We start from the raw sequence: 15,296 nt of genomic DNA on the forward strand, positions 1-15,296 counted from the left end.
CTATCCACGTAGGCTATTACCCAGAAGCACCACTTGGATATTTCTGAGTAATCACAGGAGGATTAGCGATGGCTTCCCGCCCGCTTCGTATCATGATTGCGTGGCGTCCAGGCGAGTACGGCACCGAAACGCTTGCTTACGCCGCTTGGTTAGCTCGCACCACGAAGGTGCAGATTCGCGTTGTCAGCGCACTGTCGCGTGGCTGGCCGCTGACCTCACTGGCTCGGTTGAGCACCAATGACTCCTGGGTTTCCCACGAAACCGAGTCTCTTGAAAAAATCATCAAGGATGAGCTAAAGCTCGCTGGCCTGCGCAAGGGCATGCTTGACGACGATGCCGTACGGATCATCGAATCCTCCAGCGAATCCACAACTATCTGCAACGAAGCCGAAGAATTCGAAGCCGATGTGGTTTTGCTTGGCACCCGCCGAAGCAATACCAAGGACTGGACCGCCAAGAACCGCAGTCGCTTTACTGCGGGATCAACCTCGGATGCGCTGCTGCATTACTCGCCAATCCCGCTGGGATTGGCGATCCCCGGCGCGAAGCTTTCTAAGCACGGTGTGACCCGTGTCAGCATTTGCTACATTGACACCCCACAGTCGCACCACGCATTGAATAAGGCTGCTGACCTGGCATATCGCTGGGAAGTTCCCCTGCGTTTGGTCTCGTTTACGCCGCGTGGTGCGACCATGTACCCGACGGAGAACGGCTACGGCCCCTCCTCTGACCTGATGATTGAGTGGCGCGAGCAGGCTATGGGGCTGCTCGACCGCGGTATGGACCGCGCGCATACCCGTTACCCAGACCTTTCCATTGATGCGGAAGTAGCCTCCGGCAACGGTTGGGAAGAGGCCATTCAGTCCATCAAATGGAAAAAGGGAGACTTGCTCGTTTTGGGTTCGTCTACTCTTGGCCCATTCGGGCGAATTTTCATCGGCTCGTCGACTAACCACATCGTTCGCCACAGCCCGGTGCCAATGCTGATTACTCCGGCCTAGTATGGCAGGCACATCAGACGGCATTTAGAGGCGAGGGGAGCAGATGGTGGATAATTCACCGAAGCGCAGTACACCAGAGCGCAATGAGGATGAAATCTTCGACGAGCTTGAGCGCAAGATGTATTCCGGCAAGCGCGCCTACATCTACACCGCGGGTGTGATTCTTACGACGCTGCTCGCGGGCCTCATTATTGGCATCGCCGGCGCCATTGTCGGTGGCCCCACCTGTGATGCGGGTAAGTCCAGCTTCCTCTGCTCCCGCACTTGGGAGATCCTTTTCCCCGTTGTCCCGGGCGTAATCTCCCTGGTCGGCTGCCTTTTGGGCTTTTGGCAGACCTACGTGGAGTGGAAAAACTTCCGCAACTGGCGCGCGTGGCTCGCTATGTGCTGGGTGCTCATGCCCTTCACTTTGATGTGGATGCTCTCCACATTCGGTGTCCTGATTCTGGGCGTTAAGTAGGGGTAAGAGGCGGCCAGCCTCGGCGCCACCCGTTTGAGGCTTTTGCGAGAAAGTCTCAAGCGAGAAAGTGTCTGGGTTTATGACAAATTTGAGTCGATTTTAGGCCTCAAACTGTCATAAACCCCGACACTTTCTCGTACGCACTAGTCTCCTTGGCTACTTCTTCACAACCAGGTTGACCATCTTGCCCGGAACGACAATGACCTTCACGATATTGCCACCGGCGTTCTCCACAGCTGCGACAACCTTTTCGTCGGCACGCGCGGCGGCCTCGATGTCCTCGCGGGAAGCATCGGTAGCCACGTCAATGCGAGCGCGAACCTTGCCGTTAATCTGAACTGGCAGCTCAACGGTGTCGTCGACCAGCCACTTCTCGTCAACTGCCGGCCACGGACCGTGTGCCAGGGACTCGGTGTGGCCGAGACGGCTCCACAGTTCCTCCGCGATGTGCGGTGCCACCGGACCAAGCATGAGAGCCAGCGGCTCCACGGCGGCGCGCGGGGCACCGGTCGAACCGTAGGTCTTAGTCAGGTAGTTGACGTACTCAATGAGCTTTGCGACGGCCGTGTTGTCACGCAGCTCTGCGTAGTCAGAGGTAACCCCTTCCACGGTGCGGTTGAGTGCCTTGAGGTCGTCGTCGGAAAGCGCTGCGTCCGTGACGGCGAGCTCACCGGAGTCCTCATTGACCACCAGGCGCCAAGCGCGCTGGAGGAAGCGCTGCGAGCCGACCAGATCCTTCGTCGCCCACGGGCGGGAGGTGTCCAGCGGACCCATGGCCATCTCGTAGACGCGCAGGGTGTCGGCGCCGTAGTTGTCGCAGACCTCGTCGGGGGAGACAGCGTTCTTCAGGGACTTGCCCATCTTGCCGTACTCCTGGAAGACCTCCAGGTCAGAGCCGTCTTCGGCGCCGCCCGGGATGAGGAACTTACCATCGCGCTCAACAACCTGATCCGCCGGCTGGTAGACACCACGGGCATCGGTGTAGGCGTAAGCCTGGATGTAGCCCTGGTTGAACAGACGGCGGTACGGCTCCTTGGAGGTCACGTAGCCGAGGTCGAAGAGGACCTTGTGCCAGAAGCGGGAGTAGAGCAGGTGCAGCACTGCGTGCTCGACGCCACCGACGTAGAGGTCGACGCCGCCTGGGTCGTCCTTACCGTGAGTCTCCGGGCGAGGGCCGGTCCAGTAGCGCTCGTTTTCCAGGTCAACGAACTCCTCAGCGTTATTCGGGTCGATGTAGCGCAGCTGGTACCAGGAGGAACCTGCCCAGTTCGGCATGACATTGGTGTCACGGCGGTACTTCTTCTTGCCATCGCCGAGATCGAGCTCGACATTGACCCAGTCAGTGGCCTTGTCCAGTGGAGCCTTTGGCTCGGTGTCAGCATCGTCCGGGTCGAAGGTGACCGGCTTGTAGTCCTCGACCTCTGGCAACTCGACCGGAAGCATGGACTCGGGCAGCGCGTGGGCGTGACCGTCCTCGTCGTAGACGATGGGGAAGGGCTCGCCCCAGTAGCGCTGGCGGGCGAATAGCCAGTCGCGCAGCTTGTACTGGACCTTCTCGTGACCAGCACCTTCCTTCTCCAACCACTCAATGACGGTGGCGATGGCGGTGTCCTTGTCCAGGCCATTGATGTCCAGGCCGGAATCATTGGCGGAGTTCACGCACGTACCGTTACCGACGTACGCCTCCTTTGCAATGTCACCACCTGCAACAACCTCGCGGATTGGCAGACCGAAGGCAGTGGCGAACTCGTAGTCGCGCTCATCGTGGGCCGGGACAGCCATGATGGCACCGGTGCCGTAGCCAATCAAGACATAGTCGGAAATGAACACCGGCACCTGCTCACCGCTCACCGGGTTGGTGGCGTAAGCGCCCAGGAAGACACCGGTCTTTTCCTTGTTCTCCTGGCGTTCCAGGTCGGACTTGGAGGCAATTGCGGCGCGGTAAGCGGCGACGGCCTCGGCTGGGGTTTCCTTGCCGAAGGTCCAGCGCTCATCCACGCCCTCGTAGGAACCGCTGCCGGCTTCGACCAGCTGATCCACCAGCTCGTGCTCAGGAGCAAGCACCATGTAGGAGGCTCCGAAGAGAGTGTCCGGGCGAGTGGTGAAGACCCTGATCTTGGTGGAGACCTTCGGGCCGACCTCGGCTGTGAAGTCGACCTCGGCACCGCGGGAGCGGCCGATCCAGTTGCGCTGCATGGACTTGACCTTGTCCGGCCAGTCCAGCAGCTCCAGGTCGTCGACCAGGCGGTCAGCGTATGCGGTGATGCGCATCATCCACTGGCCCAGCCGCTTGCGGAACACCGGGAAGTTACCGCGCTCCGAACGGCCCTCGGCGGTCACTTCTTCGTTGGACAGCACAGTGCCGAGGCCCGGACACCAGTTGACCATCGAATTCGACTGGTAAACCAGACGGAATTCGTCGACTGCTTCGCGCTGCTCGGTCTCGCTGAGCTCAGCGTAGACGCGACCGTCCTTGGTAGCCATCTCGCCCGACTCCAAGAGTGGAATCAGCTCATCGATGCGGCGGGCCTTCTTCTGATCCTCATCGAACCAGGCGTTGTAAATCTGCAGGAAAATCCACTGCGTCCACTTGTAGTAGTCCTGGTCAGTGGTCGCGAAAACACGGCGGCGGTCATGGCCAAGTCCCAGGCGGCCCAGCTGGCGCTCCATGTTGGCGATATTCGCTTCCGTCGTCACGCGCGGGTGCGTACCGGTCTGGATTGCGAACTGCTCCGCCGGCAGACCGAAGGCGTCGTAGCCCAGGGTGTGCAACACGTTTGCGCCCTGCATGCGGTGGAAGCGCGCGAAGACATCGGTGGCGATGTATCCCAGCGGGTGGCCTACGTGCAGACCGACACCGGACGGGTACGGGAACATGTCCTGGACGAAAAGCTTGTCCTTCGGCGGAGTCGAGCCGTCGGCAGCTGCCAAATCGCCCACCGGGTTGGGGGCGTAGAAGGTGCCGTTATCTTTCCAATACGCCTGCCACTTTCCCTCTAGCTGAGTCGCCAGCTCGGGGGAGTAGCGGTAGTCGGTGGCTTCTGCCGAGGACGAGGGCTTTTCGCTGTTGGTCATGGTCTCACAGTCTAATAGGTGCGTTTGGCACGTGCTCAACCACCTATATAAATTGGAAGCATGATTGTCATCCCTGTAATTACCCTGGTTCTGGCTGTTTGCATAGCCGTTGTCGCTGGTTTGGCATGGTCGGCGAAGCTACCGGGTAATAACTGGATCGGAATTCGTGCGCCTGAGGCTCGAAAGTCCCAGGAAAACTGGGATATTACGCACCGCGTTGCCGGCCCACCGTGGGCTGTGTCCGCTGTCGCTTTCCTCGGCGCCGCCATGCTCGGCTTCCTCGCCATACGCCCGGAGGCCTCTGGTTGGATGTGGCTGTGGTACGCCGTCGCTCTGCTCGCCGGTATCGCCATGCTCGGCATTGGTGCGGCTATCGGCTCGCACACCATCGCGCTTTACGACGCCAAGGTCTCCGCCGAGTCCGGCTCCGGTTGTGGGTGCGGTGACGGTGACAGCGGCTGTGGCTGTGACTCCGCCGCCACTGATGCCGCCGACACTGCGACTGATGATGCCTGCTGCTCCGACAACCCGGCAGCAGACTGCGGTGTCTCCGGTGGCTGCAGCTCCTGTGGTCTGGAAGGACTGTGCACGGACAAGGGCTCATCCGCGAATGCCACTTTCAAGCCTGTGGACAAGGATGCGCTGCGCAAGGCAGCTGAGCAGAAGAAGTAAAAAATTATTGCAGAGAAAAGCTTCTGCAAAACAGTAAGACAACCTCTGGTTGCCCACTAAGCTATTTGTCCATGTGGCAACGAATTGTGAATTGGCGTCCAGATCCCCTCATCGTCGGTATCGTTGCTGCAGCGATACTGGCGATTATTTTTCCTGCAAGCGGCACTACCGCTGAGGTTTTCAGCTGGGCCACAAAGATCGCCATTGGCTTCTTGTTCTTCCTCTATGGCGCGCGCCTGAGCCCGCAGGATGCGTTGGCCGGTGTTAAGCATTGGCGGCTGCACATAACCATTCTGGCTTTCACATTCGTGCTGTTCCCAATCCTCGGCCTGCTGATGAAACCCCTGGATTGGATTCTTTCTCCTGGCCTCTACCTGGGCATTTTGTACATGACGCTGGCACCGTCGACGGTGCAGTCGAGTGTGAACTTCACCTCCATCGCCAAGGGCAATGTCGCCGGCGCAATCGTCAGTGCCTCGGCATCTAACCTGCTGGGCATTGTGGTCACACCGGTGCTGGTGATGCTGTTGATGGCCACCGGCGGCGGCATTCATGTGGATTCGTCGGTGTTCTTGGATATCTCGCTGCAGTTGCTGCTGCCATTCGCAATCGGCCAGCTCACTCGCCGTTGGACCCTGAAGTTTGCCGCCGCGAAGACGACTAAGAACGTTGACCGCCTATCTATCGCAATGGTCGTTTACGCGGCGTTCTCCGAGGGCATGGTGCAGGGCATCTGGTCGAAGGTGCCGGCAGGGGACATTGTCATCCTGTGTGTGCTTTCGGTCGTGCTGGTGGAATTCGTTTTGCGGTTGTCCGGATTCATCGCAAATAAGATGGGCTTCGACCGCAAGGACCGCATTGCGATTCAGTTCTGCGGTTCGAAGAAGTCCCTGGCCACCGGTCTGCCCATGGCTGCCGTTATCTTTGGTGCCGATGCCAGCCTCTACATTTTGCCGCTGATGATTTTCCACCAGATTCAGCTGATGATCTGTGCGGTCTACGCCGCTCGCTGGGGCAAGGAAGCAGAAGCTGAGCCGGAGCCACAACCCGCTTAACGCGGTCTAGCGCATGGACCCGAGGGGCGAATCCGGCTTGGCACATATACTGGGGCGCACAACATATGGTTCGGTTTTAAACGAGCAAACGAAAGTGTGAGATTCAGCATGGCTAACGAGAATCCGGCTCCGTTCTCCCCGGAACAGCGCGCCGCAGAAGAGACCGCAATCAACGAGTTCTGGTCGTGGTGGAACTCTTTTGGCGCCGATGCGCTCGACTCGATGTTTAGTGTCCAGCTCGGTATCGATGGTGCTCCGAATGCCGCCGATGTGGACATTATTGATGTCCAGAAGGAGGTCGGCGGCCGCATCGCCGCTATTAATGACCGGCTCATCTGGGGGTTTGAGGCTGGCGCTCCGTATTCTCGCCACCTTCTGACTGTTAGCGCTGCCGGCGATCCGGAGCTGCGTCCGGTCGCTCGCCGTTGGCTGGAGGCCGCGCCTGACGACGGCGCGGTGTGGTCTTTCACCGACCTCCGTCAGGCGGATCCGGCGATGAAGCTGTCGCTGGGGGATGTCGCGGCCACGTTGGTTGCACAGGGTGCGCTCGAGGCCGATGCTCCGGCCGAGGTCGATCCGGCAGACGCACGCGTGGCTGTTAGCAGTGGTCATGGGGCAGTGGACGTTCGTCTATTCCACCCGCTGTTCCCGGCAATTGCTCAGTTGGAGGACGGTGAGCGCTTGGTAGCTCAGCTCGGTTTCACGCTGCTGCAGCTGGCTCTGGGGGAGGAGGACTTCGGCCTATGGCTGCGCGGCTTTGCCTTCGCTGGCGAGGAGCCGGAAGGTGCTATCCCGCTACCGGAGCTGGGCGGTGTCGTCGAGCAGCTCGCGGAAGAGTGCCCGGAGTGGCTCACCATTGATGCCGAAGCCAACGGCCAGCCACTCGTCGTCGCTACTCGCGCGCCGATTACGCAGCTGGTGAGCCCGACTATGACGCAGCATGTGCTGATTCAGCTCATGCTCGGCAATATTGATGACAAGGGCTTGCCGACGGACGAATCGAAGGAATCCCTCTCCGAGTTCAATACCGCTGCCGCTGAAGCCATCGCTGAGGACAAGGGTATTTTTGTTGCAACTGAGCAATCCGATGGCATGGCTCTGATGCACTTCTTTATTGACCCGGCATCTGATGCGGAGGCGGGTCTGCGAGCTGTTGCGGAGACGTGGACCGAGGGAGAGCACGTCGTCGATACCGCTTACGATCCAGCTTGGCAGCGCGTCGGTCACCTGCGCGTGTAGATTGGTTTTTTGTTATGAACGCTCGTCATCGTCTTACTCCACGGCCTTCCCGCGCGATTCGCATGGGTCTTACCGGTGTCATCGCTGTCACCAGCCTTCCGCTGGCAGCTGGAAACGTCGCTGCGGCTCCGCAGCCAAAACTGACTCCGCAGGGCACTATTGATGCTCCGGGGCGAACCCAGATCAGCTTTACCCACACCCCAAGTGGCACGCACTACGGTACGGCGAACGAAAATGAGGCTCGTCCGGGGCTTTCGATTGTCAAGCTCTACATTGCGGACTACGTCTTCAAACATGGCACAGAGGCGGACAAGGCGAAGGCCACAGAGATGATTCGCTACTCCGATGACAATATCGCCAGTGAGCTCTATGGCCGTTACCCGGATTCCATCAACGCCACTGCGCGTGAGTACGGCCTCAGCAACACCCACGGTGCAGATCACTGGGGAAATTCAACAACGTCCAGCGCGGACACTGTGAAGTTCTTGGAGGCCAAGAAGCGTGAGAACTCTTCTGACCCGGTGCTGGTTGCTATGAGCACCGCGTCACCTGTGGCAGCGGATGGCTACCGTCAGGATTACGGCACCGCCACGCTGCCGGGTGTTATTGGCACAAAGTGGGGTTGGTCCGATGACCGCCAGAGCGTTCACGCCTCGGCATCCATTGGACCTGACTTCAGCGTCGCTGCTAACACCTACGGCACGAAGGAAACTCACACCAGTGATGTTCAGAATGCCTTCGACGGCACGCTGGGCACTCCATCGCTGCCTGGCCTGCCCGACAGCCCGAGCCTGCCGGACATCCCAGGCGTCCCGAACCTGCCCGAGAGCCCGAATCTCGGCGAACTACTGAATCTGCCGGAATCCCCGCAGCTGCCCCAGATTCCGGGACTACCGGACTTCACTGGTCAGGTACCGGCACAGTTCTAGCCACTGCCGCTAGCCACTGGTCCGCTGGCACCGTCCCACACACAGCGCACCTCACGCGACAAGGTTCACGAGGACCATATACAGCGCCGTGCCTACAAAAATCGAAATCACGGTGTTACGCCGCCACCAGTGCAGGCCAATGGTGACCACCAGTGCTACGGGCACGGCCCAGGCAGCGCCGGGGTCGCCACTCTCACCGCTGAGTCCTAGCCGCCCGAAGACGGTGTAGGCAACCAACGCCACCATGACTCCAACCGGCATGGTCGTGCCGAGGAACTCGAACAGGGGAGACCCCTTCAGAGTGCGCACGAACGCAAACGGCAGCGCACGCAGCGCAACTGTCACCGCTCCCATCGCAAAGAGCGCGGCAAGCACATAGCCGGAATCGGGCAACGCAGTCATGCTCGCTCTCCCTCCGTCGTACGCGGCTTGCTTGCCGACGTCATGCGCATCACCCGATCCACCCGCGGCGACCACACGCGCAACAGCAGCAGGCCGAAGTACATCAGCAGTCCGATAACCAGCATCTGGTTCGGGTTAATCAGCCAGCCCACCAGCGTGCAGACGATAGCGGACAGGGGCAGTGACCAATCCTTGGAAGTCTCAAACGCGTCCATGGCCAGCACCGTAAAGAGCGCCACCAGTGCGAACTCGGCACCGCGGATACCCTCGGGCAGTGCTGCGCCGGTTAGAGCCCCGACAATACCGGAGCCCACCCACAATAACTGGCAGAGAATCTGAATTGTCAACAGTCGGCGGCCCGACATCTTTTCGGTCGGATTTGCTGCAGAGACGATGGCATACGACTCGTCGGTAAGCGCGTATGTGGAGTATGCGCGGCCGAGACGAGACTGTATCCGATCGCGTGGGAACGTCAGTCCGTAGAAGACGTGGCGGAAGTTGACCATAAAGGACGTCACGGCACAGCCGAGCAGACCCGTATGCGCCATAACCAGGCCAACAGCGAGGAACTCCATCGACCCCGCGTAGACCACGAAGGAGAAGATGGGTGCCCACCACCAGCTAAAGCCAGTTTGTGCGATGAGCAGGCCGAATGCGAGCCCTAGCGGAATGAGTCCCATGCCCACGGGCAGTGTCTGCCGGATGCCGGCAGCTATGTCGCTGCGGTCGCCAGTTGCTGTGGTTGTGGAGCTACTTCCTTCAGCCCTGTTTCCTTCGGTATTGATGTGCTCACTCATCTAGTTGTCACGTACATCTACGGGATAGGTGCCATACAGTGGCAGCGGCCAGGGCTGACGGCGCATGCAATCACCCCAGATGTCCGCGGCAGCAGGCGCGAGTACATCTGAGGGCAGGGCAGGGGCGACGTACCAGTCACCGCGCTCGAGCTCGTCTTCCAGCTGCCCCGGATCCCAGCCTGCGTAACCGGCGAAGATGCGTGCGCTATCTATGCGGTCGCGTACGCCCTCCGGCTCCGCACCGAGGTTGACCAGCGCAAACCTGTGAGCGATGCGTTCCATCAGCGGGGCACCGGTAATACTGTCGGTCTCCTCTGGGAGGGTGGCACCATTTCGCACCACACCAATGCAGATTGGCTGTGTCTGGTTGACCGGACCCCCGACGTAGAGCACCGGCGGCTTGGCCATCAGCGGCGCCCAAGGCTCGAGCACATTGTGCACCGGCGTCTGCGAACGCTGTGTGAGATCGACACCAAGGGTGCCGTGTTCATCGTGCTCAATGAGGAAAATCACCGAGCGGGAAAACTCCGGCGAGAGCATGCCGGGTGCTGCGAGCAGCAGCATACCGGCAGCCGGGTCGTTGCGCTCGAGGCTGGTAAAAAGCCGGTCGCCGTAGAGATTTTCCGGATTAATCGATGCCATTAGCTCTCACTTTCGCTTTCAGCCTGCTCACCGGACTGCTCGTACCACCATTTCTTCAGCGCCAAGATAGCATCTTCACGCTCCAGCGGACCGGACTCCAATCGCAGCTCTTTCAGGTAATTCCAGGCCTGTCCGACTTCTTTGCCGGGCTTCAGGTCCAGAATTTCCATGATTTCGTTGCCATCCAGGTCGGGGCGGACGCGTGCGAGGTCCTCCTGCTCGGCGAGCTCCTTGATTCGCGCTTCCAGGCTGTCGCAGGCTCGTGCGAGGCGTGCTGCTTTACGACGGTTTCTCGTCGTACAGTCGGCCCGCACGATTTTGTTGAGTCGTTCCAACAGATCTCCGGCGTCGTTGACATAACGTCGCACCGCCGAGTCCGTCCACTTGCCTTCGCCGTAGCCGTGGAAGCGCATGTGCAGGTAGACCAACTGCGAGATTTCGTGGTTAGTCTTCTTCGGGAACTTCAGTTTCCGAAGGCGGCGTCGCACCAGCTTCGCGCCGACAACTTCGTGCTGGTAAAAGGTGACGTTTCCCTGCTCGTTGTAGGCACGGGTAGCGGGTTTGCCGCAGTCGTGCAGCAGTGCCGCCCAGCGCAGTACGAGGTCCGGTTCACCGGGTTCTTCCTGGTCAATAGCTTGCCGCATGACCTGCAGAGAGTGTTGGTAGACATCCTTGTGCTGGCGGTGTTCATCCTGCGTCATGCGCATGTCGGAGATCTCCGGCAGCACGCGGTCGGCCAACCCCGATTCCACCATCAGGTCGATACCTCGGCTTGGGTCCGCACCCAGGATGAGCTTGTTCAGCTCGGTGGAGATGCGCTCGACCGTGATGCGGTCAATTTCGCTGGACATTTCCTTCAGCGCTTTGAGCACACGCGGTGCCACGTCGAACCCGAGCTGGGATGCGAAGCGGCAGGCACGCAGCATCCGCAAGGGGTCGTCGCCAAAGCTGACTTCCGGCGCACCCGGGGTATCCAACACACCCGCGACAAGATCCTCGAAACCTCCGAGCGGGTCGAGGAAGGTGCGGGTGCCGTCACCGTGGAGCTCCACGGCGATGGCGTTACAGCGGAAGTCACGGCGAATTAGATCACCCTCCAGCGTGTCACCGAAAGTGACCTCCGGATTGCGACTGACCTGGTCGTACGTATCCGCACGGAATGTGGTGATCTCCACCTGACGGCCATGCCGTTCCGCGGAGAGTGTGCCGAATTCAATGCCGGTATCCCAGACAATGTCCGCCCAGTCATCGAGAATCGTGCGCGTCACCTCCGGGCGTGCGTCGGTGGTGAAATCGAGATCCACGCCCAGTCGCCCTAAGAGAGCATCGCGCACAGAACCGCCGACAAGGTACAGACGGTGGCCAGCTGCACTAAACGCAGCTGCCAGCGAATCGAGAATCTCCGACTCCTTAGCAATCGCCTGATCCGCCACTGCCAGCATTGCCGTCCTACGCACCTGTGGGTCCGCATCAGCAGCCGCCGGAGTAGCGCCGTGAGGTGTAGTCCCCCCGGGCTGGTCACCATTTGTCGTTGAAGGAGTCGATTGTGTCACGACCGACACAATACCCGCTTATACCTATAAACCCGGTAGTCTAAGTGGAATGAACAACGTGGTACGCAATGACAACTCGGCGGCGAAGAGCCGTCGACGTCGTCGGCGACCGCGCAGAAGGGGTGGCGCTTCCGCGTCCACCAACACCAATAGCGCTACTACCAGCGGAAATTCCGCAAAACGTAGTGGCTCCGGTGCCAATGGCCCCAAATCGGCCAAGCCAAACTCCGGTGGCGCCAAGAAATCTTCCAAATCACCGAAGTCGGCACGACCCTCGAAGCAGTCGAACAACCGCGGTGGCCGTAAGAACGGTCAGGATAGGAACAATCGCCGTCGTCACGCACAGACGAAGCGCACGAACAATCGCCGTGCGCACTCGTCGCGCGCGCAAAATGCAGCGCCGATGCAGACCTCGATTGAGACTTCGGCGGGCGGACTGGTCGTCTCGGGGCTTGCTGAGGCGGTCGGCGATGGCGGCAAAGTCAACCTGTCACGGATTTATGTCGCGCTGATTGGTCGGCACGATCGTCGCGGGCGCCTGCTGTGGTCGATGCCCAAGGGCCATGTCGAGCCCGGCGAAGCTTTCGATTCCACCGCCGAACGTGAGGTGTGGGAAGAAACGGGCATTCGCGGCGAGGTCATCGACGAGCTCGGTGTGATTGACTACTGGTTTGTCTCCGATGGCACGCGGATTCACAAGACCGTGCACCATCACCTTCTGCGCTACGTCGATGGCGATTTGAACGACGAAGATCCCGAGGTCACTCAGGTCATGTGGGTCCCGGTAGACACCCTGGTGGAGCGGTTGGCCTACGCTGACGAACGCAAACTGGCCCGGCGCGCGCACAATCTGCTGCCCGATCTCTCCCGCGCGGAAAAGCGAGCAGGCCGGCAGACGCCGAGGTGATTGCGCATGTTCAGGTTGCAGTTGCCAAGGAATGTTGTTCGTAAAGTCACGGCCGCCACCGCAGCGCTCATACTGTGCTTGCCGACGGCCGTTGCGCCCCCAGCTTTTGCGCAAGATGAGCAGTTGTGGGGCAGTGGTACCAATCGAGTCGGTGAACAGGGACCCCTTCGGCTTTCGATAACCAGCTTCGCTCCGCATGTCGCGGCTCTACATTCGACACTGACCATCAAGGTGCAGGTGCACAACACCTCCAACGCGGATATCAGCAATGTTGCGCTGCGCCCACAGCGGGCCGGCGCACTAGCTTCCTCTGCAGATGCGCGGACGATTCTCGCTGAGCCTGAATCGGTGTTTGATGTGGCTGGTACCTTCAGTGCCCCCATCGAGCTGAAAGCGGGCGAGACGCGTGAGGTTACGCTAAGTGTTCCTATCTCCGCACCGGCCCCAGAAGGACTCGACATCACGGAAGCCGGCACGTTTCCGCTGCTCATCAATGCTAACGGGCAACCGGAAGATGACATCGACCGCCTGCTGGCGGAAACACGCGCACTGCTACCGGTGACGGATTCGCAAGCCGCAGGTGATGAGCCGGAACCGCCTGCCGGTGATGAGAACGACAACGATGAGACCGACAATTCCGATGCGCCCACCCGCCGTGACCCAGTGCCGTTTTCGCTGATTTGGCCCATCAGCCAGCCAGTGCCAGTGGTCGGCGGTGAGACCGGTGACGCACCCTCGTCGCCGAATCTCATCCTCACCGACAATTCTTTGGCCGAGTCTCTCGAACGCGGTGGCCGCCTCGACGGTTTGCTCACCTCGTTGGAAAAAGGCTTTGCCGGCCCCGATGGGGAGAGATTGCGGGAATCGACATGCATCGCCATCGACCCGGAGACCCTCGATGCAATCTCCCGGATGACCCGTGACTACTGGATTGGCACCAGCCGCCCAAGTCCTGTGGAGTCCTCTCCACGACTGCGGGATTCCTGGGGAAACGCGGATGACACCAATCTCACGCATATGCCCGCCAGCGACAATGCCGCCGACTGGCTTAATCGGCTGCACGATCTCACACAGGACACATGCACACTGTCACTGCCGTGGGGCGGCACCGATGCCAGCGCCGTAGCTCGCGTGGCGGATCAAGAGCTTTCCATGGAGGCACTCGCCGCTGGTCGGCAGACCATCGCCAAGCATTTGGACGTTCAGACACTGCCGGGTATCTATTTGCCCGCCGAGGGATACGTAACGTCGGAAAGCGCCCCGCTGTACTCGGCGGCGACAGCTCTGAACGGAACCACCCCGGAGCGCGCATTCGAAGACCGCGTAGATACCGGCGAGACGCTGCCTCCCTCGCCCACTCCACGCGAAGCCGCGCACGACACCACCGTATTAGTCGCGGACAACACCACTATCACCGCCGATGGTCAGACACTACGGCCTGGCCACAGTGGCGTGCTTGCCGACGGTAGCCGCGCCTTCGCCCTCTCTGGGGCACTGACAGCCTCTCTGGCTGTAACAGGACGGTCTCCCCAGACTGTGGCGTATTCGAATCTGCTCGGACGCTACGATTTCCGAATCGACTCCGAGGCTGCACGGATGCAGACAGCGATTGGCACTCTGTTCCAATCACTGACTGATTCGGATGCCCCTCGCGCGGCTGTGGTGGCAGCACCACCGTCCGGTTGGGATCCACGCGCTAGCGACGCTGAAGATTTCATGGCCGCGGTTCGGAAAGCCGTGGACGATAACCTGGCTGAGCTGACTCCGCTGATGGACTCCATCACCGCCGCAGCTCGTGACCTGGATGCGGGCTCGGTTACCCCAGTTGCCGAGTTCGCCGATCCCGCGCCGGTGGGTGAAGCGCTCGTGGAGAAGGCTCGGATAGCCTCCCGCGAAATCACGGACCTGACCACAATCATGTCCAACGATCCCAACGTCGCGCTGACGCGGTATGAATTCACCCGCCCCCTGCGGCACGACTTACTGCGCTCGTTTACCACTCTCGGCCGGCGAAATCAGCTGCAGTCAACTGACGTGCAGCGGCGGAGCGAAGAACTCAGCGACCAGGCACTGGTTATGACTCGACGTCTGCGCAATTCAGTGACATTGGTAGCTCCCGGCGGTGTCTACACCCGCGCAACGCAGCTGTCGCCAATTGCGGTGCTGGCTCGCAATGGTCTGCCACTGCCGGTTCCCGCGTTCGTGCGCGTCGGCTCTGGAGATTCGGTGATGGAGGAGAAGTATGAGGCCGCCATCCCTGCCAAGGGATCGGTGACTGTTCAGTTCACTCCGAAGTCGGGTGATGATGCAGAATCTACTCCGGCAACCAATGCTCCAGAGGGAGACCGGCCACGGGATAGTGGAGACAACTCCCACAATCTGTTGCTGTGGCTCGAATCACCTGGCGGCACGCCCATTTCCCGATCAGTGAGTATTTCCGTGCAATCGGGCGCTTCGGTTGGGGTTTTGGCTATCGTGACCCTCGTCATCGTCACTGTTGGTGGGTTTTTTGCCGCAAAACGGTCACAGTACTTTCGGAAATAGACCCCCTTTTAAGCAACAAT

At 60.3% G+C, this 15,296-nt stretch carries 13 protein-coding genes; 8 read left to right on the plus strand and 5 right to left on the minus strand.

Annotated features, from left to right (window positions below):
* Window positions 1-68: 68 nt before the first annotated feature.
* Both HMPREF2849_RS00200 and HMPREF2849_RS00205 read left to right on the plus strand, forming a co-directional pair.
* Window positions 69-1,001, plus strand: a complete 933-nt coding sequence (locus HMPREF2849_RS00200) for a universal stress protein (RefSeq protein ID WP_069358890.1) — start codon at window positions 69-71, stop codon at window positions 999-1,001.
* A 43-nt stretch (window positions 1,002-1,044) separates the two neighbouring features.
* The gene (locus HMPREF2849_RS00205; RefSeq protein ID WP_048733161.1) at window positions 1,045-1,461 is read left to right on the plus strand and encodes a hypothetical protein; all 417 of its coding nucleotides are present in this window, start codon (window positions 1,045-1,047) and stop codon (window positions 1,459-1,461) included.
* Between the two features lie 156 nt (window positions 1,462-1,617).
* On the opposite strand, the gene leuS is transcribed toward HMPREF2849_RS00205, so the two are convergent.
* On the minus strand, window positions 1,618-4,536 hold the full coding sequence (gene leuS, locus HMPREF2849_RS00210) for a leucine--tRNA ligase (protein WP_070862420.1): 2,919 nt from the start codon (window positions 4,534-4,536) through the stop codon (window positions 1,618-1,620).
* A gap of 60 nt (window positions 4,537-4,596) precedes the next feature.
* Here leuS and HMPREF2849_RS00215 point away from each other — a divergent pair, with 60 nt between their 5' ends.
* The 4 genes from HMPREF2849_RS00215 (at window position 4,597) to HMPREF2849_RS11265 (ending at window position 8,431) form a co-directional block, all read left to right on the plus strand.
* Complete coding sequence (locus HMPREF2849_RS00215) at window positions 4,597-5,208, plus strand: SdpI family protein (protein ID WP_070604821.1); 612 nt, start codon at window positions 4,597-4,599, stop codon at window positions 5,206-5,208.
* A 71-nt stretch (window positions 5,209-5,279) separates the two neighbouring features.
* Window positions 5,280-6,263, plus strand: a complete 984-nt coding sequence (locus tag HMPREF2849_RS00220; protein WP_016421713.1) for a bile acid:sodium symporter family protein — start codon at window positions 5,280-5,282, stop codon at window positions 6,261-6,263.
* Between the two features lie 108 nt (window positions 6,264-6,371).
* Window positions 6,372-7,502, plus strand: coding sequence for a DUF695 domain-containing protein (locus tag HMPREF2849_RS00225; RefSeq protein ID WP_049189417.1), 1,131 nt, complete (start codon window positions 6,372-6,374; stop codon window positions 7,500-7,502).
* Between the two features lie 14 nt (window positions 7,503-7,516).
* A complete protein-coding gene (locus HMPREF2849_RS11265; protein ID WP_053087271.1) occupies window positions 7,517-8,431 on the plus strand; it encodes a hypothetical protein in 915 nt (304 codons plus the stop codon).
* A 51-nt stretch (window positions 8,432-8,482) separates the two neighbouring features.
* Here the strand turns inward: HMPREF2849_RS11265 and HMPREF2849_RS00235 are convergent, their stop codons facing one another.
* The 4 genes from HMPREF2849_RS00235 to HMPREF2849_RS00250 form a co-directional block, all read right to left on the minus strand.
* The gene (locus tag HMPREF2849_RS00235) at window positions 8,483-8,833 is read right to left on the minus strand and encodes a branched-chain amino acid transporter permease (protein WP_016421723.1); all 351 of its coding nucleotides are present in this window, start codon (window positions 8,831-8,833) and stop codon (window positions 8,483-8,485) included.
* Entirely contained in the window at window positions 8,830-9,513 is a 684-nt protein-coding gene (locus tag HMPREF2849_RS00240; RefSeq protein WP_042389007.1) for an AzlC family ABC transporter permease, read from the minus strand. Before HMPREF2849_RS00240 ends, HMPREF2849_RS00235 begins: the two co-directional genes overlap by 4 nt.
* 117 nt (window positions 9,514-9,630) lie before the next feature.
* Window positions 9,631-10,272: a YqgE/AlgH family protein gene (locus HMPREF2849_RS00245; protein ID WP_070545997.1), complete on the minus strand. Its 642-nt coding sequence runs from the start codon at window positions 10,270-10,272 to the stop codon at window positions 9,631-9,633.
* Window positions 10,272-11,714, minus strand: a complete 1,443-nt coding sequence (locus tag HMPREF2849_RS00250; protein WP_070862421.1) for a CCA tRNA nucleotidyltransferase — start codon at window positions 11,712-11,714, stop codon at window positions 10,272-10,274. The genes HMPREF2849_RS00245 and HMPREF2849_RS00250 overlap by 1 nt, the downstream gene beginning before the upstream one ends.
* A gap of 160 nt (window positions 11,715-11,874) precedes the next feature.
* Here HMPREF2849_RS00250 and HMPREF2849_RS00255 point away from each other — a divergent pair, with 160 nt between their 5' ends.
* Together HMPREF2849_RS00255 and HMPREF2849_RS00260 are read left to right on the plus strand one after the other, a co-directional pair.
* Window positions 11,875-12,732, plus strand: a complete 858-nt coding sequence (locus HMPREF2849_RS00255; RefSeq protein WP_180950691.1) for an NUDIX hydrolase — start codon at window positions 11,875-11,877, stop codon at window positions 12,730-12,732.
* Between the two features lie 6 nt (window positions 12,733-12,738).
* Window positions 12,739-15,276 (plus strand): hypothetical protein, encoded by a 2,538-nt coding sequence (locus HMPREF2849_RS00260; protein WP_070429066.1) that lies wholly within the window; start codon window positions 12,739-12,741, stop codon window positions 15,274-15,276.
* Window positions 15,277-15,296: the final 20 nt, after the last annotated feature.

The organism is Corynebacterium sp. HMSC073B01, from assembly GCF_001838255.1.
Lineage (GTDB): Bacteria > Actinomycetota > Actinomycetes > Mycobacteriales > Mycobacteriaceae > Corynebacterium > Corynebacterium jeikeium_D.

Excerpts from the sequence above, each read along its gene's own strand:
- HMPREF2849_RS00200 (WP_069358890.1), top strand. The coding sequence starts at position 69 with ATGGCTTCCCGCCCGCTTCGTATCATGATTGCGTGGCGTCCAGGCGAG.
- HMPREF2849_RS00250 (WP_070862421.1), bottom strand. The coding sequence starts at position 11,714 with ATGCTGGCAGTGGCGGATCAGGCGATTGCTAAGGAGTCGGAGATTCTC.
- HMPREF2849_RS00205 (WP_048733161.1), top strand. The coding sequence starts at position 1,045 with ATGGTGGATAATTCACCGAAGCGCAGTACACCAGAGCGCAATGAGGAT.
- HMPREF2849_RS00245 (WP_070545997.1), bottom strand. The coding sequence starts at position 10,272 with ATGGCATCGATTAATCCGGAAAATCTCTACGGCGACCGGCTTTTTACC.
- HMPREF2849_RS00215 (WP_070604821.1), top strand. The coding sequence starts at position 4,597 with ATGATTGTCATCCCTGTAATTACCCTGGTTCTGGCTGTTTGCATAGCC.
- HMPREF2849_RS11265 (WP_053087271.1), top strand. The coding sequence starts at position 7,517 with ATGAACGCTCGTCATCGTCTTACTCCACGGCCTTCCCGCGCGATTCGC.
- HMPREF2849_RS00260 (WP_070429066.1), top strand. The coding sequence starts at position 12,739 with ATGTTCAGGTTGCAGTTGCCAAGGAATGTTGTTCGTAAAGTCACGGCC.
- leuS (WP_070862420.1), bottom strand. The coding sequence starts at position 4,536 with ATGACCAACAGCGAAAAGCCCTCGTCCTCGGCAGAAGCCACCGACTAC.
- HMPREF2849_RS00235 (WP_016421723.1), bottom strand. The coding sequence starts at position 8,833 with ATGACTGCGTTGCCCGATTCCGGCTATGTGCTTGCCGCGCTCTTTGCG.
- HMPREF2849_RS00255 (WP_180950691.1), top strand. The coding sequence starts at position 11,875 with ATGAACAACGTGGTACGCAATGACAACTCGGCGGCGAAGAGCCGTCGA.
- HMPREF2849_RS00240 (WP_042389007.1), bottom strand. The coding sequence starts at position 9,513 with ATGGGACTCATTCCGCTAGGGCTCGCATTCGGCCTGCTCATCGCACAA.
- HMPREF2849_RS00220 (WP_016421713.1), top strand. The coding sequence starts at position 5,280 with ATGTGGCAACGAATTGTGAATTGGCGTCCAGATCCCCTCATCGTCGGT.
- HMPREF2849_RS00225 (WP_049189417.1), top strand. The coding sequence starts at position 6,372 with ATGGCTAACGAGAATCCGGCTCCGTTCTCCCCGGAACAGCGCGCCGCA.